Raw genomic sequence first — 24993 nt, 5'->3', positions numbered from 1 at the left:
GATACGCATGAATGAATCTGAAAAACGTATAGATGTAAAAGGACCTCATGGTACTTGGTCCTATGAAGCACCCAAATGGGCTGAACAATTTCCTATCGTTATGGGGGATACCTATCGTCATGGTGGCGTATCGAAGGCCCCTTATGAATCGTTAAACTTAGCCTTTCACGTAGGGGATGAGGCTCAGAATGTACGAGCTAATCGAGCTGTTGTGGCGGATCATTTAGGTGTTGATCCGACGCGTATTTCCTGCGGTAATCAAGTACATGGTCTTAAGGCTGTAGAAATTACGGAAAACCTCGTTGGTGCTGGTGCTCTCGGGGAGGATACGGCTATTGCTGACTGTGATGCGGTATTTACAAGATTACCTAATGTGCCATTATTCTTATTTACCGCTGACTGTGTAGGCGTTGGTATTTACGATGCTAAACATCATGCTATTGCGACTGTCCATGCGGGCTGGCGCGGAGCTATTGGTCATTTACCAGTCCTTACGATTGAGGCTATGAAAGAAACTTATGGCACTGAGTTCAAAGATTGTTATGTATATCTTGGGCCTAGTATTGGACCTGAGTCTTTTGAAGTCGATGTAGAGCTAGGAAAACGCTTTGAATTAGCTTGGCGAGGCATGACAGAGCGAAACGCAGCTGATGTGGTTAACTATCCTGGTGATAAATTAGACAAGGCCTATATTAATTTATGGAACTTTATCGCCGAAGGACTCATAGTTAATGGTGTACCTAGAGAACATATTGCTATCGGTGGTACCGATAGTGTAACTGAAAGCGACTGCTATTCCTATCGCCGTGAAGCAGGAACAACAGGCCGTATGGCACTTTTTGGGATGTTACAAGAGCGCCAATAATTAGCTTTCACAATAATTAGAATCAAGCAGATGATTGTTAGCATATCCATGCAAGGATTTATGGTGCTTATAAGCTCTAAATCATGTACATTCAAGGCTAAATACTATATAATAGAATAGTCTATACAAATATATTTAATGATTACTATATATAGATTGAAGGGGGCATTCACGTGATTGAAGAATCCCTACACGCAATACAGCAGCGCATGGCAGATGCTATGGCGCGCGTTGGTCGCGTAGATACAGCATTGTTAGTGGCGGTTACAAAGAATCACCCTGTGTCAGCTGTAGAGGAGGCGGCTAGTCTCGGTGTCACTCATGTAGGGGAAAACCGAGTACAAGAGGCCAAGGAAAAACAGCTCACCTATAAGGGGCCACAATTAACATGGCACTTGATTGGACATTTACAGGTCAACAAGGTGCGTCAAGCGGTGCCTATGTTTGATTTAATTCATTCTGTAGACAGCCGTAAACTATTAGATGAAATCGAAAAGGTCGCTACAAAGCACGACAAGGTGCAAGACGTATTATTGCAAGTCAATGTAGCTCGAGAAGCCTCCAAAACGGGCATGTCCGTAGAGGAGTTTCCAGATATTCGAGACTATGCAAAGACATTGCCTCATGTACGTGTACGGGGCTTGATGTGTATGGCGCCATTTTTCGACAATCCAGAGGAAGCACGTCCAATCTTCCGCGTAGCAAACGCCTTGTATGAGGATATGAAAGGCTACTTTGAAGAGGGGCAGATTCAATATTTATCTATGGGGATGACTCACGACTTTGAAGTCGCTTTAGAAGAAGGGGCTAACATCGTTCGTGTAGGCACAGCAATTTTTGGGGAACGTGTGTATGATTAAGGCTTGGGTTGCCTGATAATCGATAGCGTTAAGTATTAGGAGGAAATCCAAATGGCATTGGGAGATTATTTAGACAAAGCAAAAAACTTATTCTTAGGCAAAAATGATGATGACTATGAATATGATGATTATGACTATGAAGATGAAGAGGAATATGAAGCGGAACCTACACCAGTAGCTCCAGTAGCTCCAGTATCCGGCGCATCTGAATTTCATCCACGCAAGGTAGGAGGCCAATCTACGATGACACAACGTCCAACAGCTATGAAAGTAGTTGTAATTGAACCAAAAGTATTTGAAGATTCTGAAAATATTACACATCAATTGCGCGACATGCGTCCTGTATTGATCAACTTTGAAAATACAGATCCTCATGAAGCAGCTCGTATTGTGGACTTCGTATCTGGTGCGACTTTTGCATTGGATGGCAAATTGGAAAAAGTAGGTAAAGACATTTTCATGTGCGTACCTGTAAACATTTCCATTGATTATTCTGATAATGACAGCAACAAAACTGAGCAAAACGAATACGCTTGGGACAATAAATAATTTCTCTATAAATGGTGGTGACAACGATGTTAGGTAAAACCTTATTTATCGGCGTTGGCTCAATGGGTGGCGCTCTATTGCGCGGTGCATTACAGCATGGCGTGTTGAAAGCAAGTGATACACATATTCTCGTGCGTCGCGAAGAACAATGTAAGGCTCTTACTGAGGAGTTCGGTGTAGTAGGTTTTACTACATTGCCTGATGTAAACGAGTACAATACCATTTTGTTGGCCGTAAAACCACAAGTGTTACCATCTGTATTTGAGACGTTAAAAGAAGTACCTTATGGGACTGTTATGATTTCCGTTGCAGCAGGTATTACCTTAGATACTCTAGATGCAGCGATTCCGCAAGCTAACTGGTTTAGAGCTATGCCAAATACACCGGCTTCTATCGGTGCAGGCATGACGGCTCTTGCAGGGGATGATGTAAATACAGACTTAGGTCGCGCTGTACAAGCCTTGTTTGAGGCTGTCGGCGAAGTGGCCGTGGTAAGCGAAGCTGATTTAGATCGCTTAGGTGCACTATCTGGTGCAGGTCCTGGCTATATGTTCGTCATTCTTGATGCTTTAGCTGATGCAGGCGTTCGCATCGGATTGCCTCGTCACTTGGCCATCAAGGCAGCGGCTCAAACGATGTATGGTGCTGGTAAGATGGCTCTTGAAAGTGGCAATCATCCAGCAGTACTACGAGATCAAGTAACAAGTCCAGGTGGCACGACCATTGCCGGTATTGGTGCTATGGAAAAAGGTGGACTTCGCAGTGCTCTCCAAGATGGCGTAGTAGCATGTCTTGCTCGGTCGAATGAATTGGGGAAATAATTTTGGCAGATACTAGTAAATTAATACGATATTTTGAAGCCAGTGGCAGCGGTGAGGAAGCTCGCCGCATGCTAGACTTGGCTGAGCAGGTTGTAAAAGGTCGCCCTTATCGCGTGGCGGACTTTACGAGCCCTGCAGGCCTTGTCATTGCAGACGCCATCAAGGCTAACTACCCACAGCTTATCGTTAAGACAGATGGTGGCTATGAAGGGGCGGAACGGATCCGTATCGCCTTTGTAGATAGCGACTTTAACGGTACTGTGGACATGGGCATTCGCGCCCTTAAGGTAAATTGGGACCCACGGTTCCGATTGCTTACCCATCGCGATGTGCTAGGCTCCTTGATGGGCCTTGGCATTGATCGCTCCAAATTTGGGGACGTTATCGTTCAGCAAGGGGGCGCTCAAATTATGGTGGATGAAAGTGTAGCAGACTTCGTGATTCAAAACTTTACAAAAATTGCTATGGTTTCCGTATCTGTAGAGGCTATTGAGCTATCAGATATTGCACCAAAAGAAGAAAAAATTAAAGAAGTCCGCACTACAGTTGCTTCTTTGCGCTTAGATGCGGTGGCAAGTTCTGGTTTTAGCGTGTCTCGTACTAAATTGGTAAGCGCTATTAATGCAGGATTATTGCAAGTAAACTGGCAACCAGCTAAGGGTGCATCCCAAGAAGTTAAAGAAGGGGATGTTATTTCTATGCGTGGTCGTGGCCGAATGAAGGTAGAAGCCATTACAGGTACATCTCGTAAGGGGCGTATCGGCGTATATCTGAAACGATTCATGTAGGCAATTGAAAATCGGCTTGACCATCAAGCCGATTTTTTTATATATAGTAGGACAGCCATGGTATCCATAACATTTCAACCTACAACAGAAGATACAATCCTATTCGTTGGCGGCGGGGAGGTCGCAGAGCGACGGATGCAGCTCTTTATTGATGAGCCGTGCAATATTGTGGTAATCGCTCCCACTGTAACAGATAGGATTTGCCAATGGGCAAAGGATAATCGTATCACTTGGTACGACCGTGCTTTTACAATGGACGATGAACACCACATTATAACGAGCAGTTTGTTCTTTATCTGCACAGATAATGGCGAATTAAACGATACGTTATATGATATGGGGAAAAAACACCGCGTCTGGACTAATCGCAGTGATGCCCCTAGTGCATGCAGATTTACTGTGCCTTCATCACTTGAACTAGGCGATCTTCACATCGCTATTAGCGCTAATAACGTAGGACCTCGTATCAATCGCCTCGTAAGGCAAGATATGATGAATCGTTATGGGCAGTTGCAAAAGGCTATGCCTAGACTTAAAATATTTAGAGAAGAAGTAAAGTTACTACTTCCTACCCCAGAGGCTCGACAGAAATTTTGGCGAGATCATCTGACCGTAGAAACTTTTGAAGCCATTCTCAAGGGAGAGTGGATGACTATAGAGGAGAAACTTGACCATGAAATTAGTGGTATTAGGGCTAAATCATAGAAGTGCCGCTGTAGAGGTGCGTGAACGTTTCTCGTTTGATAAGGACGAGGTAGTTACTGCACTGAACCGCCTCTATGAATTCGACTGTGTAGCAGAATGCGTTATTTTGTCTACATGCAATAGAACTGAAATCTATGCGGCTTTAGAAGGTGTAGAGTTCCCTAAAGAATATATGCTGGCTGTGTTAAAGGATTTAAAAGGTGCCGACCACATCGATGAAGATGCCTTTTTCTTCTATGAAGAGCGCGATTGCATTGAACATCTATTCCGCGTATCTGCGAGCCTTGATTCCCTTGTGTTGGGGGAAGGTCAAATTTTGAGCCAATTAAAAGGGGCTTATATTCAGGCTTATAGCGCAGGCTGTACGGGCACAATTTTTAATATCTTATTCCAACGTGCTATTAGTGTTGGTAAAAAGGTACGGACGAACACAGGTATTGCTAATACGCCTGTATCCGTTAGTTACACTGCTGTTAACCTAGCTGAGGATAGCTTAGATAAACCTTTATCTGAAGCGACGGTACTTATCTTAGGTGCTGGCACCATGAGTGAGTTGACCGCAACACACTTACAAGCAAAGGGCGTAAAAACGATTTTTGTATCCAATAGAACCTTTACCAAGGCAGAGGCTTTAGCAGAGCGATTTAATGGTAAAGCTGTTAAGCTCGATAACTTTGTAGATTACGCTAAAGATGCGGATATCCTCATCACATCTACAGGGGCGCCGCACTATATTATTACGGAACGAGAAGCTAAGAAAATTACATCTCTTCGTAAGGGCGAACCAATCGTTATGATTGATATTGCGGTACCACGCGATATCGATCCCGGCGTAGCAGATATGGAAGGTATTTACCTATTTAATATCGACTCTCTTGAAAGTGTAGTCGAAGAGAATAAGGCACAGCGCGAAGAGGAAGCTCGTCGTGCAGAGCCTATCATTCACGATGCTATTGAAGAGTTATTAGATAAATTGAGCTATTTAACGGTGCGTCCAATGATGGCATTGCTCACAGAAAAAGCAGAACGCATTCGCCGCCGTGAGTTACATCGCGCCTTGGCTAAATTGCCAGATATCTCCGATAAGGAGCGCCGCATTATGGACTCTATGAGTCGCATGATCATTCGCAAAATGTTGCGTGAACCGATGATTCACTTCAACGAAATTGCTGGTACAGAGGAAGAAGGTTTGTACTGGAATTTATTCAAAGATATGTTTAATCTTGAGAAAGAAGGCTAAGGCCATGAGAGACCATATTCGAATCGGCACGCGAAAAAGTGCCCTTGCCCTATGGCAGGCTGAACATATTAGTGCAGAGTTACAACGTCTGTACCCAAACATTACGGTCGAACTAGTTCACTTTAATACAAAGGGTGACCGTATCTTGGAAAAACCACTGGCTCAAGTTGGTGGTAAAGGTTTGTTTACAGCTGAATTAGAAGAAGCTATGCACAAAGGCGACATTGATATCGCCGTACATAGCTTGAAAGATATGCCTACAGAGTTGCCAGAAGGACTAATATTAGGCGCTATTTCGGCTCGTGAAGTACCTTACGATGCGCTTGTGAGCCCCGTGTATAAAACATTAGATAAATTGCCTGAAGGTGCTCGCGTCGGTACAAGTAGTTTGCGTCGTCAAGCGCAATTATTACATGTCCGCCCTGACCTTAAGGTCGAGGTTATCCGCGGTAATGTACAAACTCGTTTGAGCAAGATTGAAACAGAAAAACTAGATGGCGTTATCTTGGCACAAGCCGGTCTTAAACGGTTGGGCTTAGATGATCAAATTACCCAAGTATTTAAAGCGGATGAAATGATTCCTGCTGTTGGTCAAGGGGCACTTGCTATCGAGTGTCGTGCTGACGATACGGAAATGCTTGAAATGCTAGCTCCTATTAACAACGAAGCTACACGCTATGCTGTTGAAGGGGAACGCAGCTTCTTGCGTCAGTTAAATGGTGGTTGCCAAGTGCCGATGGGGGTACATGGTACTATTGAGAAAGGTCAATTGACCTTAAAGGCCATGATCGCATCCCTCGATGGTAAAACTGTGTACGAAGGAGAAATTTCTGGGCCAGCAAAAAAAGCTGAAATTCTTGGTAAAAACCTTGCAAAAGCCTTATATGAAGAAGGGGGCAAACATATTGTGGATGCTCTCATAGAGGAAGGAATCATAAAATGACAGGTATGGTATATCTAATCGGTGCAGGTCCTGGCGATGTTAAACTCATCACTGTAAAAGGCCGTGAATGTATTGAAAAAGCAGATGTAATTGTATATGACTATTTAGCTGATGCTCATTTGTTAGAATGGGCTCGCCCCGATGCAGAGTTGATTTACGCTGGTAAACAATGTAAAGATCACACAATGCACCAATGGGAAATCAATGAGCTGTTAGTACAAAAAGGTAAAGAAGGCAAAATCGTAGCACGCTTAAAAGGCGGCGACCCGCTCGTATTTGGTCGCGGTGGCGAAGAGGCTATGGCCCTTGGTGAAGCAGGTGTACCATTTGAGTTTGTACCTGGTGTAACATCTCCAATCGCAGCTCCTGCTTATGCAGGTATTCCTGTAACACAACGTGCTATGGCCACTTCCTTTGCGGTTGTAACAGGTCATGAGGATCCAACTAAAGCAGTATCTGGTATTCATTGGGAAGGCCTTGCTACAGCCGTTGATACACTTTGCTTTGTAATGGGCGTTGGCAACTTGCCTACCATTGCAGAAAAATTGATAGCTCATGGACGCCCAGCTTCTACACCTGTAGCGCTTGTTCGTTGGGGTACAAAAACGGTTCAAGAAGTTCTCGTATCTACCCTTGAACATGTAGTAGAAGACGTAGAAAAGGCGCAACTAAAAGCGCCAGCTATCATCGTAGTAGGCGATGTAGTTAACCTTCGTGAAAAATTACAATGGTTCGATAATAAACCGTTATTCGGCAAAACTATTGTAGTTACACGCGCTCGCTCCCAAGCTAGTGCATTCCGCGAAAAACTAGCAGCTCAAGGTGCTAATGTAGTAGAAGCGGCAGCGATTAAAACATCTCCATTGGAGTTATTTGATGAAGATCGTCGTATCATCAATAATACAAAACAATACCAATGCATCGTATTCACCTCTGGTGAAGGGGTTCGCTACTTCTTCGATGCTCTTTATAAAGAGGGCAAGGACACTCGTGCATTAGGTAATTCTAAAGTAGCAGCTATCGGCTGTGCTACGGCTCGGGAACTTCAAAAATACGGCATCGTACCGGATATCATTCCTGTAGACTACAAGGCTGAATCTGCTGTAAAGGCTCTTGAAGAAGAACTCAAGGCAGGCGATTCCGTATTGCTTATTCAACCAAAAGTGGCTCGCGATGTAATTCCACGCTCTTTGCGTCATCACGATATAGATGTAGATATTTTGCGTTTATATGAAACGACACAAGATACATCTCAACAAGAAGCATTAGTAAATGCATTAACTGCAGGTACTGTAGACTATATTACGTTTACAAGTTCCTCTACAGTAACCAATACAATTCAATTATTGGGCGATGATGCATTGAAACTATTAGGCAATACTAAGATTGCTTGCATCGGACCTATCACAGCTGCTACGGCTATGAGTGCAGGTCTTAAACCTGCTGTCATCAGCGATGTATATACTACTGATGGCTTAGTAAATGCTATTGTAAAGGACATTTAGGAGGATTACATGTACGATTTAACATACCGTCCTCGCCGCTTGCGTATCAGTCCAGAAATGCGTGATTTGGTACGGGAAACGACACTTGACGTAACTGATTTAATTTATCCATTATTTATCGTTCCTGGCGAAGGTATCAAAAAAGAAATCGATACGTTGCCAGGCCAATACCACTTATCCGTTGATGAAGCTGTAAAAATGGCTCAAGAGGTATATGATCTTGGTATTCTTGGGGTAGAAATCTTCGGTATTCCTACATATAAAGATGAGCAAGGCTCTTCTGCGTGGGATATGTCCCAACCAGTACAACAAGCTATTAAAGCTATCCGCGCAGCAGTACCAAACCTATTGGTTATCTCTGACGTGTGCTTGTGCCAATATACCTCTACAGGTCACTGTGGCATGATTGATGACCATGAAATCTTAAATGATGAAACATTGCCATTGCTTTGTAAAGTAGCGGTAAGCCAAGCAGAAGCCGGTGCCCATATGGTGGCGCCATCCGATATGATGGATGGCCGTGTAGGTGCTATCCGTGAAGCCCTTGATGCGGCAGGGTACACGAATGTATCCATCATGAGCTATGCTGCAAAATATGCATCTGCATACTATGGTCCGTTCCGTGGTGCTGTAAACTCTTCTCCTAAATTTGGGGACCGCAAATCCTATCAAATGGACCCAGCTAATCGCTTGGAAGCTTTCAGAGAAATCGAACTCGATATCTCTGAAGGTGCAGATATTATTATGATTAAACCAGCCTTGTCCTATTTGGATATCGTTCGTGAAACACGTGACCGCTATGAATTACCTGTAGCGGTATACAATGTATCTGGCGAATATGCGATGGTTAAATCCGCTGCTGCAGCTGGTCTTATCGACGAAGAACGCCTCGTTATGGAAACAATGCTTTCCATGAAGCGTGCTGGTGCTAAAATCATCATTACGTACCATGCCTTAGATATTGCTAAATGGTTACAACAATAAGGAGGAACTATGTTCCAACTCGGTAAATCTGAAAAGGCCTTTGAAGAGGCTAAACGTTATATGCCAGGCGGCGTAAACAGTCCTGTTCGTTCCTACCGTAGTGTAGGTTCTAATCCTCCGTTTATTAGCAGCGCTAGCGGCAGCCGCATTTATGATATCGATAATAACGAATACATTGACTATGTGTTGAGCTGGGGCCCTATGATTTTGGGCCATGCGAACCCTGAAGTTATCGCAAGCTTGCAAGAGGCGATTCCTCGCGGCACTAGCTATGGTGCGCCTACACTACTAGAAACAGAATTGGCTAAAAAGGTACAAGCCTTCATGCCATCTATGGAGGTTATCCGCCTCGTTAACTCTGGTACAGAGGCGACTATGAGTGCTTTGCGCGTAGCTCGTGGCTATACTGGTCGCGATCGTATCGTAAAATTTGTTGGCTGTTACCATGGTCATAGTGATGCGCTTTTGGTGAAAGCTGGCTCTGGCCTTGCTACTTTTGGTGTGCCAGATAGCCCTGGCGTTCCTCAAGGTGTAGCAGAAAATACAATTACCTTGCCGTACAATGACTCTGATGCGGTTCGCAAATTATTCGACGACATCGGCGACACTATTGCGGCTATCATCGTAGAACCTGTAGCAGGTAACATGGGCTGTGTGCCTCCAGAACCAGGCTTCCTTGAAACCTTGCGTGAAGTGACTAAGGCTCATGGCGCAGTGTTAATCTTTGATGAAGTTATGTGTGGCTTCCGCGCTAGCAGTGGGGGTGCACAAAAACGTTACAATATTAAACCTGACCTTACATGCCTTGGTAAAATCGTTGGCGGTGGCATGCCACTCGCTGTATTTGGTGGCTCTCGTGAGATTATGAACCAAATCGCACCAGCTGGTCCTATTTACCAAGCCGGTACATTGAGCGGTAACCCAATTGCCGTTACCTCTGGCCTTGCAACGCTTTCCATTTTGCAACGAGATCCAACTGTTTTTAAACAAGTAGAAGATACGACAATTGCCCTTTGTGAAGGCTTTGAACGCTTGGCTGCACAATATAATGTGCCTGTTGTAGTACAACGGGTAGGCTCCATGTTCACCATTTTCTTCACTGATAAACCAGTTAAGAACTTTGATGATGCAGCATCTTGCAACGAAGAACAATTTAAAATGTTCTTCCACCACAACTTGAGCCATGGTATTTACTATGCGCCAAGTCCTTATGAAAGTAACTTTGTATCTATCTGCCACAAGAGCAGTGAAATCGAACGTACATTAGCCGTAGCTGATGAAGCTTTCAAAAAAATCAGTGATACATTACTATAAAGATTAGTGATACACTACTATAAAAATCAGTGATACATTATTATAAAATATATAGTTTGTAGTTGTTTATGTATCGATGTAGGTGATGAACATGCAGTTTTATAAGAACTTAAAGCGTGCTCGCGTGCGCATGGGCAAAAGCCAAATCGAAGTAGCAAAGGCCGTAGGTATCAGTAATGCGGCGCTTTCAAATTACGAAACAGGGTATCGCGAACCAGATTTAGATACACTCTGTGCCCTGTCTCGCTATTATGGATTGACCTTGGATGAGCTGCTAGATGTAAATGGAGAACAACACGAGCCCATCTATGACCTCAGTCCTGTACTCAAAAATAAATACATCGCCTATAAAGGTGAAGTATTCGAGTTGAAAGACTCACAAAAACGTGCCCTCTTGCGCGAGCTAGACAATCTATTTACTAAATTTGAGAAATCAAAGGTAGAAGATAAAAGTAGCAAGCCAAAAACGTACAAACATGGGAACCCACATATCAATCGGGCGGGTCTAGCTAGCAGCGCTAGTAGCTTAGCGGCACGACGAAATATAAAGTAGTGCTATACTACATTGTAGACCGAGTGGGACATGTTTATTAGAACAACTTAATTAGGACAATTATAAAAGCACCATCTATCTTAATGGGAACCGACACATAAGTGGGACTTAGGTAGATGGTGCTTTTGTATTACTATAGTGTAAATACCTGTACTAACACTTTGGCATTATTTGTTAAGGCTAAATATAAAAATAAATAAAAGATAACAATATTAAAATATCCGTTGGTGATATAAGTTGGTTTAATATATAATTGAAATATAGGCTGGAATGAAATTAACAAGAATCGTATTGTTGGACATGATTATGATACTAATATTTATCTCGAACTATTTAAAGAACGAGGGTCTGATAAAGTGACTTTAATATTACAAAGAAGGAATTGATTTAGTATTGGCTGCAAAGTTCTGATAGCGTAATAATTAATATATATGTAGAATTCCGAATGAAAGTAGAGGTTGATTAGCTGATGTGGAAAAAGCGATTGCTAATAATTAGCATAATAGGAAATATTTTTTCACTGTTTTTAATTGGTATCTATTTTCTAGTGAATTCCTGGTTTTTTCATGCCGAATTAGGAAGTGTGGTTGGTATAAAGCCAGATTATTTAATTCAGTTAAATAATGAAGGCGTATTGTATGATTATAGACAAATGATTAGAATTGGATCTGGTATAAAGTCATATAAATTAATAAACTCCTTAGAATCAGATAATTATCATATATACAAATCAATTTATAAACATCAAATTTTTATTGGTCAAGTTGATCATATTCAACAAAAATATATTATTTATGATGGATATTTAGATCACTATATATTTGTAAATCTTAAATTTGATATGGATGAAAAACAATATGATGATTTTATTGGAAGAATAAAGATAATAGATAATTACGAGAATGTTCCTATAAGATATCGGCGTTTAATTGAAAGTGGTAACTGGGAATATCTTTAATTCTCTAGCTGTTTTGTTCGATAAATCCAGTATATAGGAAATATAGAGGATTTTTAGCGATGAAATTTAAAACAATTTATTCTGTTGTTTGGTACACATTTATAGGCTGTTTTTTTGTATGGCTAATTTGTGGATTAGGCTATAGGTTCTTGTTTAATGATGCTGTTGTGCAGACTAGAATAGAACTGACACAAGCTTTAAATGCAGCTTTTCCGCGAGAACACTATATAATTGATGGAGATGTATATGATCCGAACAGAAGAAATCTATTATCTATAGGTGTATCAATAAGTATAAAGAAAGATTCATTACATAAAGATATAGAATCAATAAAACCTATAAGTGGGGATTGGAAGTTAATTGAACAAACTAAGTCTCTTTATGTATATGAAAATGAATCATATAGAGTATATGTAACAAAGAATTCAGAGAAGGATGGATATCTTGTACTGTTAGTACGTAACAATTGGCTAGAAATATTGCATTTATAATTCATTATTAGGGATAAAAGCTTTTGTAGGTTGTTATATTATAGTGAGTTTATGGAGAAATATTACAATTATATAAATATGAATAAAATAATAGATTTTTTAAAGAGTTTACTGCAGCTATCAAAGGTATTGGTAATTACTTTTGGTCTATTTCTCTTTATAGGTGGGGGTTGGTTATATCATGATTTACAGTATCGGTATGTAGTTGATAGCAGATACAATACAATTTTTGATAAGGCCTACAGTGTATATCTCATTAATAAAGGTATTTCGATGGATATTATTAATGATAAAATTTATGCGATGAATGATGATGTCTATGTTATTATCAATCAAGAGAGCAATACAATTATTGTATATTATTTAAATCCAGAAGATGTTGAAACTATAAATAATTTTACTAGATTACAACAACGGTATTACGGTGATAATATGATATTACAACCGATTGAAAGTTTAGGTCCATCTGAAACATTTGATATATATAAGAAATTGTCAGAAACGCCTGGAAGGTTTAAATCACAAGGTAGCAGAATTTCTTTTTAATAGCAGTATAATTTTAGATTCCATGTTCTAATAATGTAGTTAGGACTTGGAATCTTTTAGTATATTTTTGATCAGTTTAAGTAGTAGTGTTTATTTATAAAGCTTTTGTATTACTATAGTGTAAATAACAGTGCTAAAGCTTTGATATTCTTTTTAGGCTAAAAATAAAAATAAATAAAAGATAACAATATTAAAATATTCATTGGTGATATAAGTTGGTTTAATATATAATTGAAATATAGAAGTAGATTAAATATTTATGAATAAAAGTGGCTAGAGGAGTAGCTTAAAGGTATTGTTATGAAAAAGGTTTGTGTTTTAATACTACTCGGACTAGTAATTATTAGTACTGGGATTTATCAGTATTATTATCAGGATAGTTCACCAAATAATATAGTTATTATGGATGAGTCGCATGAGTTAGTTGACATTTCAATCAATGAATCGATTTCTAATCGTATTTTAGCAGTGTATTTTGATGAGCCTTACTATTATTATTTAGGCTATGATGGGATTGGTCGATACGATATTAAAAATCATGTGTTAGATGTCCTAGAATTTGAAATCTCTGGTGATGAATCAAGGGCATATAAAATTACTTATCCACGATCAAAGATGATTGTTAATAAGAAAACTAAGCTAGAAGATTTTTCGAATGAGGATTTAGATAACTTCGAAAAAATGCTAATGAACCCAGACCGTGGTGCTAAATACTATAATAAACGGTGGTATCATTCAGGCTATGAAGCAACATTACTTGATTTAGATAAACATTTAATAATTACTAATGATGTAAGAGGAATAAAAGATACTCCTAAGAAAATCCTAATATTTAATGTGAGTGGTTTTATTATCATCGATAAAGAAACAAATAATATGCAAGTATACTTTGATGAAAGTATTGCTGGTAAAAAGGTTAGAGACTCTTTAATTGCTATGTTGAAATATAACTATGGAGATCGTCTAATGTTATTAAATAGTCTTTATGAAATTGGCGAAGAAGAACGAACTATCTTATTACAATTACGAGATAACTATGTTAGTAAAAATTAGAAATACGCTATTTTTATTTTTATAATATTGTGGAGTAATGATTAGTATTTTAACAAGCTGATTGGATGGGTTTTTATGAAGATAGAAAAAAAACTAAAGAAAAGGCTTGAACGAGGTGTACTTATTTTTCTAATATTAGAAGGTATAGTTTTTTTTGGTTGGCTTTTTTTTACTACATATTTTATGCACCCATTCATTAAGTATTCGGGACCGATAGTTGGTATGAATGGCATGATATATTACAAAGAACCGACTAATATAATTGCCTCGGATGTTCTTGGTTTCGATGAGGTAAGAGGAAAAATATATTATATAACTACAAGTGGTATTGGCGTATATAATGAATTGAATAACAATCATGTATTTGTATTACGTAAAAAGCCTCATAATGATATCAGACCAAATGATATTACTAATGTATATCCTGAGTTTAGTAGGTTTTCTGATTCGGAGCAGAAAGTTTGGGAAGGCAAATTTTATGCAGACTTTAAAGAAAGAATTCCTATAGAGGAGGGCAACATAATTAGATTTCCATTCTTTTTCTCTAGTGAAACACGGGGAATTTATAATTTAGCTACAGGATCTAAATTATCGAAAATTGATAAGTATAAAATTTCAAAAAATATATTCTATAATATTGATTTTGGTAGTATTACTAAGATAGATTTAGAAACGGGTACAGTTTGGAAATATTATTCAGATAAGTTATTGCTATATAATTTTATTAATGAAAATAGTGAGAATAATACAGGCGATTTTAAAACATATGAAGAATCTGAATTAATCGAAGAACGCAATCATGATCATCAGTTTAACGATAAAATTATAGTCTTAGAGCATTATAGTCAATTTAGTAAAGATGATAAGGAAATTATAGAAGAATTATTTGTTGAGTTAGTTACTGCAAGAAAAAGTATGAGTTTAAAACAACAACATAAACTAGGGTTGGAAAACTATCTAGAGTGAGTTTAGATTTAATGACACCTATACCTTCTATTAGGTTTGGTATAGGTGTCATTTTTATATTATAAAATAGTAAAAAATCATTATTACTTAGAATCTAAGCAATTCTATTAAAATCACCAGATTTCTACGTTTTTATAAGTGTTTTATGATAAAATAAAAGGTATGAATACTTCAACAACTAGGTCTATTACCTATAATGGTGACAGAATTGAATATGAGTTAACCATCAAGCGTGTGAAGAACATGAATATGCGCATTACAAAGGATGGTGTGATCCATGTGTCGGCGAATGCCTATGTGCCGGATTATAGGGTGGACAAGTTTGTCATCGAGAATATGCCCTTCATTGAGCGGGCTCGTTACAAGATTGATGCATTGAATGCCAAGCGCGTCGATACGTTGCAGTATGTGAATGGTGAAAGCTTATCAATCCTCGGCATTCCCGTTACGTTGCGCCTAGTTGAGCAGGATGGAAAGCCTCACATTGGCTTTGACGGAAAAGCCATCCTTACCATGGTAGTGCCTCGTGGTACGACCTATGAAGCAAAGCATAAATTAATGCAAAGTTATTGGCGTAATTTAGGGGAGAAGGTCTTTGTCCATTGGGCGAAGGTTGTATATCAACGCTACCACAAGCAAGGTATCGATGTGCCTATGCCAACCATAAAACAGCAGCGTATGAAGAGCCGTTGGGGTTCTTGCACGCCAGCAAAGCAGCTCATCAAGATGAACACTCGCTTATTAGAGGGGCCACAGGCGTATATTGAGTACGTTATGATTCATGAGTTTGCTCATTTTAAATATTTAGACCATTCCAAGAACTTTCACAATCTAGTAGCACAGTTTTTGCCAGATTGGAAGGCTCGTAAGAAGTCATTGAACGTGTATTTTGCTCATCGCCCTTAAAGGAGGTGTACCATGCAGCCATTTGTACATTTACATAGTCATACAGAGTTTAGTTTGCTGGACGGCATCAGTCGCTTGCCTGACATGGTGCGTCGTGCGAAGGAGTTAAATCAGCCGGCCCTTGCCATTACAGATCACGGCAATATGTACGCAGCCATTTATTTCTACAAAGAATGTATGGCCCAAGGCGTTAAGCCGATCATCGGTTGTGAAGTATATGTAACGGAAAATAGCCGATTCGATCGTCCCGAAGGTCGTAGCCGTGAACGATTAAAACATCTTATCTTGTTAGCGGAGACCATGGAAGGGTATCGTAATCTCGTTAAAATCGTGTCTAAAGCATCTACGGAAGGCCTGTTATATCGACCCCGTGCAGACCGCGATTTATTGCGTCAATACAGCAAAGGCATAATTGCTCTCAGTGCGTGTATTCAAGGTGAGATCCCTCAATATATCTTGCAAGATAATATGGAAGGCGCTAAGCGTTCCATCGAATGGTATATCGAGACGTACGGCAAGGATAATTTCTTCTTAGAAATCCAAAATCATGGCTTACCAGAGGAGGCAAAGGCTCAAGAGGAGCTCATTAAGCTCAGCAAGGAATACGGTCTTGGCATCGTAGCGTCTAATGACTTCCACTATGTCTTAAAAGAGGATGCGGACGCGCAAGATATTAAGGTATGTATTTCTACAGGCCGTCGCCGTGCTGAGGTAGACCGCTTAAAGTTCCCAAATGATGAGTTCTATCTAAAATCTGGGGATGAGATGGCGCAGTTGTTCTCACATATTCCTGGAGCTATGGAAAATACCTTAAAAATTGCAGATCGTTGTAATGTAGAGTTTAATTTCGACGAACATCACTTGCCGCACTTTGATGTGCCAGAAGGGGAAACGTCTAAGACTTATTTGCGTAAGGTTTGTGAACGAGAAATTCCACGTCTCTATGGTGAGACCTTTGAAGAGTTACAAAAACGTCTCGACTACGAGCTCGATGTTATTGGCACAATGGGCTTTGAGGATTACTTCCTCATCGTATGGGACTATGTACGCTATGCCCGTGAGCACGATATCTTAGTAGGTCCTGGTCGTGGTTCTGCGGCCGGTTCTGTAGTTGCCTATCTACTTGGCATTACAGGCCTTGATCCATTAAAATACGATTTGCTCTTTGAACGTTTCTTAAATCCAGAGCGGGTAAGCATGCCCGATATCGATATTGACTTCTGTTATGAAAAGCGTGGTCAAGCTATCGAATATGTAACGCGAAAATACGGACAGGAGCGTGTATCTCAGATTATTACCTTTGGTACTGAGGCAGCGCGTGCCGTAATTCGTGACGTAGGACGCGTGCTAGACTTACCACTGGCGGAAGTGAACCGCATTGCGAAGATGATACCCAACGAACTGGGGATTACCTTAGATAAGGCTCTACAAGGCAAAGAGTTAAAGGCTTTATACGAAGCTGATCCAAATGTTAAAGAGTTATTTGATTTTGGTAAAAAACTAGAAGGGATAGCGCGAAATTCGTCCACCCATGCGGCGGGCGTCGTAATTTCTGCGGACCCTCTAGATGACCACGTACCAGTACAAAATGCCAACGATGAAGGCTTTGTCACTCAGTACGATAAGGATAACATCGAGGAATTAGGCCTCTTAAAGATGGACTTCTTGGGCCTCCGTACCTTAACGGTTATGGGGGATGCCTTAAAGCTCATCAAGGCGAACCGTGGTATTGACCTCGATTTAGATGCAATACCGCTCGATGATAAAGCGGCTTGTGATATCCTCACTAAGGGCGATACGTCTGGTGTATTCCAGCTCGAATCGGAAGGTATCACCAAACTCGTTATGGACCTTAAACCTGAACATTTTGAAGACTTAATTCCATTGGTAGCTTTGTACCGTCCAGGCCCACTGGGCTCTGGCATGGTGGCGGACTTCATCGACCGCCGTCACGGTAAAAAAGAGGTTACCTATTTACATCCTATCTTGGAACCAATACTAAAAGATACCTTTGGGGTAATCTTGTACCAAGAACAGGTTATGCAAATTGCATCCGCCATGGGCGGATTCTCCCTTGGTCAAGCGGACTTGATGCGCCGCGCCATGGGTAAGAAAAAGGAATCTGTTCTAAAGGCGCAGCGCGAGTCCTTTATTCAAGGTTCCATAAATAATGGTATAGAAGAGTCCATTGCAAATGAAGTATTTGACTTGCTCGTATACTTCGCCGGCTATGGCTTTAATAAATCACATAGTGCGGCCTATGCATACATTGCGTACCAAACGACGTATTTGAAAGCCCACTATTTCCCTGAATTTATGGCTGCTACCATGACTAGCTTCATGCAAAACATGCAGAAATTGACGTACTACATCAATGCCTGCAAGAAGCATAATGTTAAGGTGCTCGGCCCAGATATTAACTATTCTGAACGAAGCTTCGCTGTACAAGGTGATGCCATTCGCTTCGGACTTGGGGGCATCAAGAACGTAGGGGATAATGCCATTGATCGCTTGATTCGCGAGCGCAATGAGCACGGCCTCTATACGGATATAGTAGATTTCTGTAAACGCGTGGACAACAAGGTTGTTAATAAACGACTTCTTGAAAGTCTCATTCGATGCGGTGCCATGGATGGTTTCAAGGAAAATAGAAACCAATTATTGCACATGTATGAAAGCGCTCAAGCCGTAGGTGCTAAAGAGCAAAAGGATGCCGCTATGGGCACCATGAGTCTCTTTGGCGATATAGAGGAGTCCGTTGATTTCATCCCTGTACCGAATGTGGAGGATTTATCGGAAGACGATAAATTAAAGGATGAAAAGGAATACACAGGCTTTTATATCACAGGCCATCCCTTGCAAGGCTATGCGAAGGAGCTAGAGGGCCTATTTGAACTGGGGGCTCTCGTAGAAAATCCAGAGCAATATGATGGTCAAACCATAACCTTTGGCGGTTTGATTGAAAATAAGACGGACCGCATGACAAGGCGGAACGAGGTTATGTCCATTCTTCGTATCGAAGATTATTCTGGTGCAGCCAATGTGGTGGCGTTCCCTAAGGTCTTTAGTCAAAGTCAACAGTTCCTTGCTGTTGATATGATCGTTAAGGTAAAAGGCCGCGTTGATGCGGATGAAAAGGGTGTGCAAATTATTGCAGACCGCATTATGCCATTAAAGGTAAACTATAGTCAGGCAAAACATGTGGCCATCCATATTTATAGTCAATATGACACGCCAGAAAATAGTGAAGCCTTAAAACGGCTGTTAACGAACACCGCAGGTTCTGTGCCAACATCACTATATTTGCACCGTCAACGGAAGCGCATTAACTTGCCACCGAACATGTGCTTTGACCCTAGCGATGAATCCATCAAGGCTATTGAAGCTATATTAGGTGATGGCTCCGTAGAGGTGCAATAACATATGTGCGTGGAACACAGATAGCTTTCACAAACATTTATATAATAAGAAATGAAAGATTCGATATAGAAATTGCTTTCATAGGAGGAAAGATGAAACGTACAAAAATCGTATGTACTGTAGGTCCAGGAACAGATAAATTCGGTATCTTGGAAGATATGATGCGAGCAGGCATGAACGTGGCTCGTTTCAATTTCTCTCACGGATCTCACGAAGAGCAAGCGGAACGCATGCAAATGGTGCGCGATGCGGCGATGATTGTTAATAAACCAATCGCGCTATTGCTCGATACGAAAGGTCCTGAGGTTCGACTTGGCCTATTTAAAGAGGGCAAAGTATTCCTTGAAGAAGGTCAAAAGTTTACATTGACTACCGATGAAGTGGAAGGTACAAAAGAGATGAGCTCTGTGAACCACAAAGGTCTTGTAGGCGATGTGTCCGTTGGGGATAAAATCCTCTTGGCTGATGGTCTTGTAACACTTAACATCGATGCCATCGAAGGGAATAACATCATTACTACCGTTCAAAACAGTGGTGAAATCGGTAACCGTAAACGGGTGGCTGTGCCAGGTGTAGCGCTTAGCTTGCCTCCAGTATCTGAACAGGACGAAGCAGATTTACGCTTTGGCTGTCAACAGGGTGTAGACTTTGTGGCCGCATCCTTCATGCAACGCGGCAAAGATGTGGTGGCTATCCGCCGTATCCTTGAGTCTGAGAAAAAAGATATCAAGATTATCGCAAAAATTGAAAATGCTGAAGGCGTTAAAAACATCGATGAAATTTTGGAAGTAGCGGACGGTCTTATGGTTGCTCGCGGTGACCTCGGTGTAGAAATCCCGGCCGAAGAGGTACCAGTACTTCAAAAAATGATGATTGAAAAATGTAATGACTTGGGTAAACCAGTTATTACGGCAACCCAAATGCTGGAGTCCATGATTCAAAATCCACGTCCTACACGGGCGGAAGCAAGTGACGTAGCCAATGCCATCTTAGATGGTACGGATGCAATTATGCTGTCTGGTGAAACCGCAAATGGCGCTTACCCAGTAGAGGCGGTTACGACTATGACACGCATTGCTGAGGTAACAGAACAAGCGGCTATTTACGATAGTAAAAGTCGTGCTCGTCAAGATGTGGATATGACGACTACCAGTGCTGTATGTTTAGCAAGCGTACGTATCGCTCAAAACCTTGGAGCTGCTGCTATTTTGACATGTACTGAATCTGGTCATACTGCAATTAGCACAGCTCGACATCGTCCGGCTTGCAAAATTATTGCTGTAACACCGCATGACGAAACAATTCGCCGCATGCAATTATGCTGGGGTGTAGAGGCTATTAAAGGTCATGAAATCGTTAATTCTGATGAAATGGTTAAACAAGCGATTACAGGTGCTCTTGGCACAGGTGCCATTGAGTCTGGTGACTTAGTTGTGGTAACGGCTGGCGTACCATCTGGTGCTACAGGTACTACAAATATGATTCGCGTTCATATTGCAGGCCAAGTACTCTTATCTGGTAATGGTATTTTGCGTAAATCCGTTACAGGCACTATATTCATTGCTGCTAATCATAAGGGTAATTATGAAAGCTTCAAAGACGGCGACATCCTTGTGGTGGGTACAATGGAGCCTGAATTAATGGCTATTGCTAAACGTGCAGGTGGCATTATCGCTGTTGAAGACGGTTATACCTCTGACAGTGCTATTGCTGGCATTACCTATGGTATTCCTGTAATTTTAGGTGCTAAAAATGCTCATGACGTACTTCTTGAAGGTCAAGAGGTAACTATCGATGGCGAACGCGGTAAGGTGTTTGCAGGCATTGCCAATGCTCGATAGTTAGGGATAATGATTTTATAATATAGGGACTGCCTAATTTCGTGACGGAATTATATGACGAAATATAGGCTAGTCAAAATATAAATGCTTAATACAAGGAGCGAGACTATGAATCCATATAATGTAACAGGACCTAGCAACTCTCAAGTTGCTCAGGTTGAAAGTATCGTATCCCAACGTTTGAAGGGATCTTTCTTGTGGATGGTTGTAGGTTTGCTTACAACTATCGGTGTTGGATTTGCTGCATTAGCAAATCCAAATTGGTTGCGATTCGCGTACCAAAACTTCACTATCATTTTATTAGTAGAGATTGGTGTTATAGTTCTATTTAGTGCTCGAGCATATACGGCAAATGTAATGACTTTGCGCGGTATGTTCTTCCTCTACAGTGCATTGAATGGTCTTACATTGACCTTGATATCGTTGCGATATAATGTGTTTGATGTAGTCATTCCTGCATTAGTAGGTACACTGGCATTCTTCATTGGCTTTGCCGTAGTAGGGGCTACTACGAAACGTAACTTGTCATCCCTAACACCATATGTAATGGCTGCCTTAATTGGTATGATTATCGTATCTTTTGTGATGATAGGGGCTCGTTACTTTAACTGGGCTGTACTCAGTGCTTTCAGTGATACAGTGAGCCTCGTGCTTGGCTATGTAGGCGTTGTTGTGTTTTCCATTTTCACAGCTATTGACGTTAACCGCATTAAAAACAATGTAACCGAAGTAGCTTTGATGGAGGATGAAAGCATCTTAGACCGTATCGAAATTACAGGTGCGTTAAATCTATACTTAGATTTTATTAACTTATTCTTATCCTTATTGCGCATCTTTGGTAATAAGCGATAACAAGGAGATAGTATGGACGATAGAGAATGGCAAACCTTTGTGACCGTTGTGGATGAAGGCAATATTACAAGGGCTGCAGAAAAATTATTTTTATCGCAACCGGCGTTGAGCTATCGGTTGCGTCATATGGAAAAAGCCTTGGGCCATTCTCTATTGTTGCGGACTGCTGAAGGGATTGCCCTCACGGCACAAGGCGAAATTTTCTATGATTACTGTAAAAGAATGATGCAAGATCAAGAGGCGTTGGAGAATGCTATGAATTCTGCGTCTGGTAAGATTCAAGGGACCTTAAAAATTGCGTCATCTATCAACTTTGCAGACTATGAGCTACCTGCCTTATTGAAAGCCTTCCGCGAACAATACCCAGATGTTCATATTCAAGTAAAGACTGCTTTCAGCCATCAAGTAGTAAAAATGTTCAATACAGGCGATTGTATGGTTGCCTTTGCTCGTGGTGGCTATGATGTATCTGGAAAATCTGAATTGTTACTGGCTGAGCCGTATTGTTTGGTATATAAAGAGTTAGTACCACCTGAGTCATTAGAGAAGGTGCCATTCATTAAATACCAAACAGATGTATCGGTAGCCAACATCATCGAAACATGGTGTGCTGAACATTTTGAAGAGCCACCGAGTGTTGCAATGGATGTAAACTCCATGAGTACCTGTCGTCACTTTGTTCGTGCAGGCCTTGGCTGGTCGATTTTGACCTATATGGGCCTTGGATCTTGCAAGGATAAAGATATTTATGTAAGTCCGTTGCGCAATAAAGACGGTGAATGCATCACACGTGATACGAATATGGTGTACACAAAGGATGCGGAAAATCTAGTAGTAGTAAAGACATTTATTGAGTATGTTCGCAATTACTACAAAGAACATACCGTAGTAGATAATAGTATTTTTAGAGAATATAAAGCATAAGAATCTTTGCAATAGAGCATATCTATGAGCTATTATAACTGTTTATCCATGCTATTTCAGTATTGGACTTTTTCGATATAATAGCCCATAATAAAGATATCTCGAAAGAGTAAAGCAGTACCATGTAAGTGCATGTATACCCCCTTTGAGGGCGTATACATGCATTTTTTTCATTTGGAGCTGCAAAACTATGCTCAAAATGCATAAAAAGTATGATTGATAGATATAAAAGTTTTTATAACCCCTATAAAGGTAATCTATTTTTCATAATTCTTTTAAACATTTATAATGAGTGTAGACTTAATCGATGTAACAGACGTCGCGAGCTGTTACGTTGTTCAAGACTAGATGATTTTATGTATGCCTGAGTTAGTTAAGAAAGGTAACGACACACATGAAAGACAAATTATGGCGTATTGGCATTATGGCTGCCATCGTCGCGTTTATGTGGTTCGGTGGCACACCAGAAGGCCTCAAACCGCAAGTATGGAAATTATTCGGTATTTATTTAGCTACTATCGTGGGCTTGGTATTAAAACCATTCCCAGTTCCTATTACAGTATTATTAGGTGTTGCTACATCTTCTATTTTATTGAGCAATACAAAAGAAGTATTGACTGGTTACAGCAATACAGCATTATGGTTGATCTTCGCAGCTTTCGGTTTATCCGTTGCATTTGGTAAAACTGGCCTAGGTCACCGCATTGCGTACTACTTGGTTCGCGCTTTTGGTAGTACTACACTTCGTCTTGGTTATGTTACGGCATTCCTTGATATGATCTTATCTCCTGCCACACCATCCAACACGGCTCGTGCGGCTGGTATCGTATATCCAATTAACTTGTCCATCGCTGAAGCAGTTGGTTCTTATCCTGGCGAATCTGCAAAAAAAGCAGGCGCTTACCTCTTACAGAATGGTTACTTTGCTACAAAGGTAACATCCTTCTTCTTTGCAACTGCGATGGCGCCAAACTATTTAGCTCTTGACTTTATTACTAAATTGACAGGAGTATCTTTGAACTGGGCTCAATGGGCATTAGCAATGTTCGTACCTGGCTTTATCATGTTAATGCTTGTTCCTATTATTGGCTACATGTATGAACGCCCTACTGTAAAAGAAATCGACAACAAGAAAATTGCTGAAGATGGCTTAGCTGAATTGGGACCTATGAAAGCGTCTGAAAAAGGTCTTATTGCTATCGCGCTTCTTGCGATCACAGGTTGGATTCTTCCAACATTTGATATCAAAATTGACGCTACAGCAGTTGCTATCGTAGCGATGATTGCTACATTTATATGTGGTATTATTACTTGGGATGACTTGCTCAAAACTAAAGCTGCTTGGAACACATTGATTTGGTTCGGTGGTATCCTGGGCTTATCCTCCGCATTGTCTAAAGGTAAATTCTTCGAATGGTTGGCTAAATATTTAGAAGCTCACATGAACTTCGGTTTAGATCCATTCATGATGCTTATCCTTATCTCCATTATTTCCGTTGCTGTTCGTTACTTCTTCGCATCTGGTACTGCATACATCTCCGCGATGCTTCCAGTATTCTTGATCGTTGGTATGAACGCAGGCATCGATCCTACATTACTTGCATTCATCCTGATTGGTACAAACTCCTATGGTGGTTCCGTAACTCACTACGGTGCTGCTCCTGGTCCAATCATCTTCTCCGCTGGTTATAACAATGTAAAAGACTGGTGGACAGTTGGTTTAATGATTGCAGTAGTATGTTTAGTATTGAACTACGTAATTGGTATTCCTTGGTGGAAAATCACAGGTTTCATGTAATATGAAACTTTCACTATGGAGTGTTAGAATTTAATTGTTAGTATTCATCGTCTGTACTGGGCTCTCGCGACGAGCCTGTACAGACTTGAACTTTATAAATGTTTCACAAGG

Annotated in this window: 23 protein-coding genes; all 23 read left to right on the top strand. The window is 40.7% G+C overall.

Annotated elements, in window-relative coordinates:
• The first annotated feature begins 7 nt into the window (after nucleotides 1-7).
• The gene (locus tag VRHSUH09_RS08090) at nucleotides 8-865 is read left to right on the top strand and encodes a purine nucleoside phosphorylase YfiH/LACC1 family protein (RefSeq protein WP_105081897.1); all 858 of its coding nucleotides are present in this window, start codon (nucleotides 8-10) and stop codon (nucleotides 863-865) included.
• A gap of 173 nt (nucleotides 866-1038) precedes the next feature.
• Nucleotides 1039-1725: a YggS family pyridoxal phosphate-dependent enzyme gene (locus VRHSUH09_RS08085; protein WP_105081896.1), complete on the top strand. Its 687-nt coding sequence runs from the start codon at nucleotides 1039-1041 to the stop codon at nucleotides 1723-1725.
• A 51-nt stretch (nucleotides 1726-1776) separates the two neighbouring features.
• Nucleotides 1777-2274, top strand: a complete 498-nt coding sequence (locus VRHSUH09_RS08080) for a cell division protein SepF (protein ID WP_009351152.1) — start codon at nucleotides 1777-1779, stop codon at nucleotides 2272-2274.
• 26 nt (nucleotides 2275-2300) lie between these two features.
• The gene (gene proC / locus VRHSUH09_RS08075; RefSeq protein ID WP_167386489.1) at nucleotides 2301-3095 is read left to right on the top strand and encodes a pyrroline-5-carboxylate reductase; all 795 of its coding nucleotides are present in this window, start codon (nucleotides 2301-2303) and stop codon (nucleotides 3093-3095) included.
• A gap of 2 nt (nucleotides 3096-3097) precedes the next feature.
• Nucleotides 3098-3883 (top strand): YlmH family RNA-binding protein, encoded by a 786-nt coding sequence (locus VRHSUH09_RS08070; protein ID WP_009350993.1) that lies wholly within the window; start codon nucleotides 3098-3100, stop codon nucleotides 3881-3883.
• A gap of 57 nt (nucleotides 3884-3940) precedes the next feature.
• On the top strand, nucleotides 3941-4588 hold the full coding sequence (locus VRHSUH09_RS08065) for a precorrin-2 dehydrogenase/sirohydrochlorin ferrochelatase family protein (RefSeq protein WP_105081894.1): 648 nt from the start codon (nucleotides 3941-3943) through the stop codon (nucleotides 4586-4588).
• The gene (hemA, locus tag VRHSUH09_RS08060) at nucleotides 4557-5828 is read left to right on the top strand and encodes a glutamyl-tRNA reductase (protein ID WP_105081893.1); all 1272 of its coding nucleotides are present in this window, start codon (nucleotides 4557-4559) and stop codon (nucleotides 5826-5828) included. Before VRHSUH09_RS08065 ends, hemA begins: the two co-directional genes overlap by 32 nt.
• Before the next feature lie 4 nt (nucleotides 5829-5832).
• Nucleotides 5833-6771 (top strand): hydroxymethylbilane synthase, encoded by a 939-nt coding sequence (hemC, locus tag VRHSUH09_RS08055; protein ID WP_105081892.1) that lies wholly within the window; start codon nucleotides 5833-5835, stop codon nucleotides 6769-6771.
• The gene (gene cobA / locus VRHSUH09_RS08050; RefSeq protein WP_105081891.1) at nucleotides 6768-8276 is read left to right on the top strand and encodes a uroporphyrinogen-III C-methyltransferase; all 1509 of its coding nucleotides are present in this window, start codon (nucleotides 6768-6770) and stop codon (nucleotides 8274-8276) included. The genes hemC and cobA overlap by 4 nt, the downstream gene beginning before the upstream one ends.
• 9 nt (nucleotides 8277-8285) lie before the next feature.
• A complete protein-coding gene (hemB, locus tag VRHSUH09_RS08045) occupies nucleotides 8286-9260 on the top strand; it encodes a porphobilinogen synthase (protein WP_105081890.1) in 975 nt (324 codons plus the stop codon).
• 9 nt (nucleotides 9261-9269) lie between these two features.
• Nucleotides 9270-10574 carry a glutamate-1-semialdehyde 2,1-aminomutase gene (hemL, locus tag VRHSUH09_RS08040; RefSeq protein WP_105081889.1) on the top strand — a complete coding sequence of 435 codons (1305 nt, stop codon included), beginning with the start codon at nucleotides 9270-9272 and terminating at the stop codon, nucleotides 10572-10574.
• Between the two features lie 91 nt (nucleotides 10575-10665).
• Nucleotides 10666-11127, top strand: coding sequence for a helix-turn-helix domain-containing protein (locus VRHSUH09_RS08035; RefSeq protein WP_054747925.1), 462 nt, complete (start codon nucleotides 10666-10668; stop codon nucleotides 11125-11127).
• Nucleotides 11128-11596: 469 nt separating this feature from the next.
• Nucleotides 11597-12085: a hypothetical protein gene (locus VRHSUH09_RS08030; protein WP_054747927.1), complete on the top strand. Its 489-nt coding sequence runs from the start codon at nucleotides 11597-11599 to the stop codon at nucleotides 12083-12085.
• A gap of 59 nt (nucleotides 12086-12144) precedes the next feature.
• On the top strand, nucleotides 12145-12576 hold the full coding sequence (locus VRHSUH09_RS08025) for a hypothetical protein (protein ID WP_054747934.1): 432 nt from the start codon (nucleotides 12145-12147) through the stop codon (nucleotides 12574-12576).
• 51 nt (nucleotides 12577-12627) lie between these two features.
• On the top strand, nucleotides 12628-13122 hold the full coding sequence (locus tag VRHSUH09_RS08020) for a hypothetical protein (RefSeq protein WP_167386488.1): 495 nt from the start codon (nucleotides 12628-12630) through the stop codon (nucleotides 13120-13122).
• A gap of 300 nt (nucleotides 13123-13422) precedes the next feature.
• The gene (locus VRHSUH09_RS08015; RefSeq protein WP_105081887.1) at nucleotides 13423-14175 is read left to right on the top strand and encodes a hypothetical protein; all 753 of its coding nucleotides are present in this window, start codon (nucleotides 13423-13425) and stop codon (nucleotides 14173-14175) included.
• Nucleotides 14176-14250: 75 nt separating this feature from the next.
• Nucleotides 14251-15141 carry a hypothetical protein gene (locus tag VRHSUH09_RS08010; RefSeq protein WP_105081886.1) on the top strand — a complete coding sequence of 297 codons (891 nt, stop codon included), beginning with the start codon at nucleotides 14251-14253 and terminating at the stop codon, nucleotides 15139-15141.
• Nucleotides 15142-15279: 138 nt separating this feature from the next.
• Nucleotides 15280-16047: a M48 family metallopeptidase gene (locus VRHSUH09_RS08005; protein ID WP_105081885.1), complete on the top strand. Its 768-nt coding sequence runs from the start codon at nucleotides 15280-15282 to the stop codon at nucleotides 16045-16047.
• A gap of 12 nt (nucleotides 16048-16059) precedes the next feature.
• Nucleotides 16060-19467 carry a DNA polymerase III subunit alpha gene (locus VRHSUH09_RS08000; RefSeq protein WP_105081884.1) on the top strand — a complete coding sequence of 1136 codons (3408 nt, stop codon included), beginning with the start codon at nucleotides 16060-16062 and terminating at the stop codon, nucleotides 19465-19467.
• Nucleotides 19468-19559: 92 nt separating this feature from the next.
• Nucleotides 19560-21308: a pyruvate kinase gene (gene pyk / locus VRHSUH09_RS07995; protein ID WP_105081883.1), complete on the top strand. Its 1749-nt coding sequence runs from the start codon at nucleotides 19560-19562 to the stop codon at nucleotides 21306-21308.
• Between the two features lie 108 nt (nucleotides 21309-21416).
• A complete protein-coding gene (locus VRHSUH09_RS07990; protein WP_105081882.1) occupies nucleotides 21417-22160 on the top strand; it encodes a Bax inhibitor-1/YccA family protein in 744 nt (247 codons plus the stop codon).
• Between the two features lie 12 nt (nucleotides 22161-22172).
• On the top strand, nucleotides 22173-23084 hold the full coding sequence (locus VRHSUH09_RS07985) for a LysR family transcriptional regulator (protein WP_054747937.1): 912 nt from the start codon (nucleotides 22173-22175) through the stop codon (nucleotides 23082-23084).
• A gap of 394 nt (nucleotides 23085-23478) precedes the next feature.
• The gene (locus VRHSUH09_RS07980) at nucleotides 23479-24882 is read left to right on the top strand and encodes a DASS family sodium-coupled anion symporter (protein ID WP_054747939.1); all 1404 of its coding nucleotides are present in this window, start codon (nucleotides 23479-23481) and stop codon (nucleotides 24880-24882) included.
• Nucleotides 24883-24993: the final 111 nt, after the last annotated feature.

Origin of the sequence: Veillonella rogosae JCM 15642 (assembly GCF_002959775.1) — a bacterium.
In the GTDB taxonomy this organism is placed as follows: domain Bacteria; phylum Bacillota; class Negativicutes; order Veillonellales; family Veillonellaceae; genus Veillonella; species Veillonella rogosae.
Note: the sequence above shows the minus strand (reverse complement) of the source record. Positions and strands in the feature narration are given on the sequence as shown.

Bases quoted from the DNA above. Each gene is read 5' to 3' on its own strand.
- VRHSUH09_RS08090 (WP_105081897.1), top strand. From the start codon at position 8: ATGAATGAATCTGAAAAACGTATAGATGTAAAAGGACCTCATGGTACT.
- VRHSUH09_RS08080 (WP_009351152.1), top strand. From the start codon at position 1,777: ATGGCATTGGGAGATTATTTAGACAAAGCAAAAAACTTATTCTTAGGC.
- proC (WP_167386489.1), top strand. From the start codon at position 2,301: ATGTTAGGTAAAACCTTATTTATCGGCGTTGGCTCAATGGGTGGCGCT.
- VRHSUH09_RS08065 (WP_105081894.1), top strand. From the start codon at position 3,941: ATGGTATCCATAACATTTCAACCTACAACAGAAGATACAATCCTATTC.
- hemA (WP_105081893.1), top strand. From the start codon at position 4,557: ATGAAATTAGTGGTATTAGGGCTAAATCATAGAAGTGCCGCTGTAGAG.
- hemC (WP_105081892.1), top strand. From the start codon at position 5,833: ATGAGAGACCATATTCGAATCGGCACGCGAAAAAGTGCCCTTGCCCTA.
- cobA (WP_105081891.1), top strand. From the start codon at position 6,768: ATGACAGGTATGGTATATCTAATCGGTGCAGGTCCTGGCGATGTTAAA.
- hemB (WP_105081890.1), top strand. From the start codon at position 8,286: ATGTACGATTTAACATACCGTCCTCGCCGCTTGCGTATCAGTCCAGAA.
- hemL (WP_105081889.1), top strand. From the start codon at position 9,270: ATGTTCCAACTCGGTAAATCTGAAAAGGCCTTTGAAGAGGCTAAACGT.
- VRHSUH09_RS08035 (WP_054747925.1), top strand. From the start codon at position 10,666: ATGCAGTTTTATAAGAACTTAAAGCGTGCTCGCGTGCGCATGGGCAAA.
- VRHSUH09_RS08030 (WP_054747927.1), top strand. From the start codon at position 11,597: ATGTGGAAAAAGCGATTGCTAATAATTAGCATAATAGGAAATATTTTT.
- VRHSUH09_RS08025 (WP_054747934.1), top strand. From the start codon at position 12,145: ATGAAATTTAAAACAATTTATTCTGTTGTTTGGTACACATTTATAGGC.
- VRHSUH09_RS08020 (WP_167386488.1), top strand. From the start codon at position 12,628: ATGGAGAAATATTACAATTATATAAATATGAATAAAATAATAGATTTT.
- VRHSUH09_RS08015 (WP_105081887.1), top strand. From the start codon at position 13,423: ATGAAAAAGGTTTGTGTTTTAATACTACTCGGACTAGTAATTATTAGT.
- VRHSUH09_RS08010 (WP_105081886.1), top strand. From the start codon at position 14,251: ATGAAGATAGAAAAAAAACTAAAGAAAAGGCTTGAACGAGGTGTACTT.
- VRHSUH09_RS08000 (WP_105081884.1), top strand. From the start codon at position 16,060: ATGCAGCCATTTGTACATTTACATAGTCATACAGAGTTTAGTTTGCTG.
- pyk (WP_105081883.1), top strand. From the start codon at position 19,560: ATGAAACGTACAAAAATCGTATGTACTGTAGGTCCAGGAACAGATAAA.
- VRHSUH09_RS07990 (WP_105081882.1), top strand. From the start codon at position 21,417: ATGAATCCATATAATGTAACAGGACCTAGCAACTCTCAAGTTGCTCAG.
- VRHSUH09_RS07985 (WP_054747937.1), top strand. From the start codon at position 22,173: ATGGACGATAGAGAATGGCAAACCTTTGTGACCGTTGTGGATGAAGGC.
- VRHSUH09_RS07980 (WP_054747939.1), top strand. From the start codon at position 23,479: ATGAAAGACAAATTATGGCGTATTGGCATTATGGCTGCCATCGTCGCG.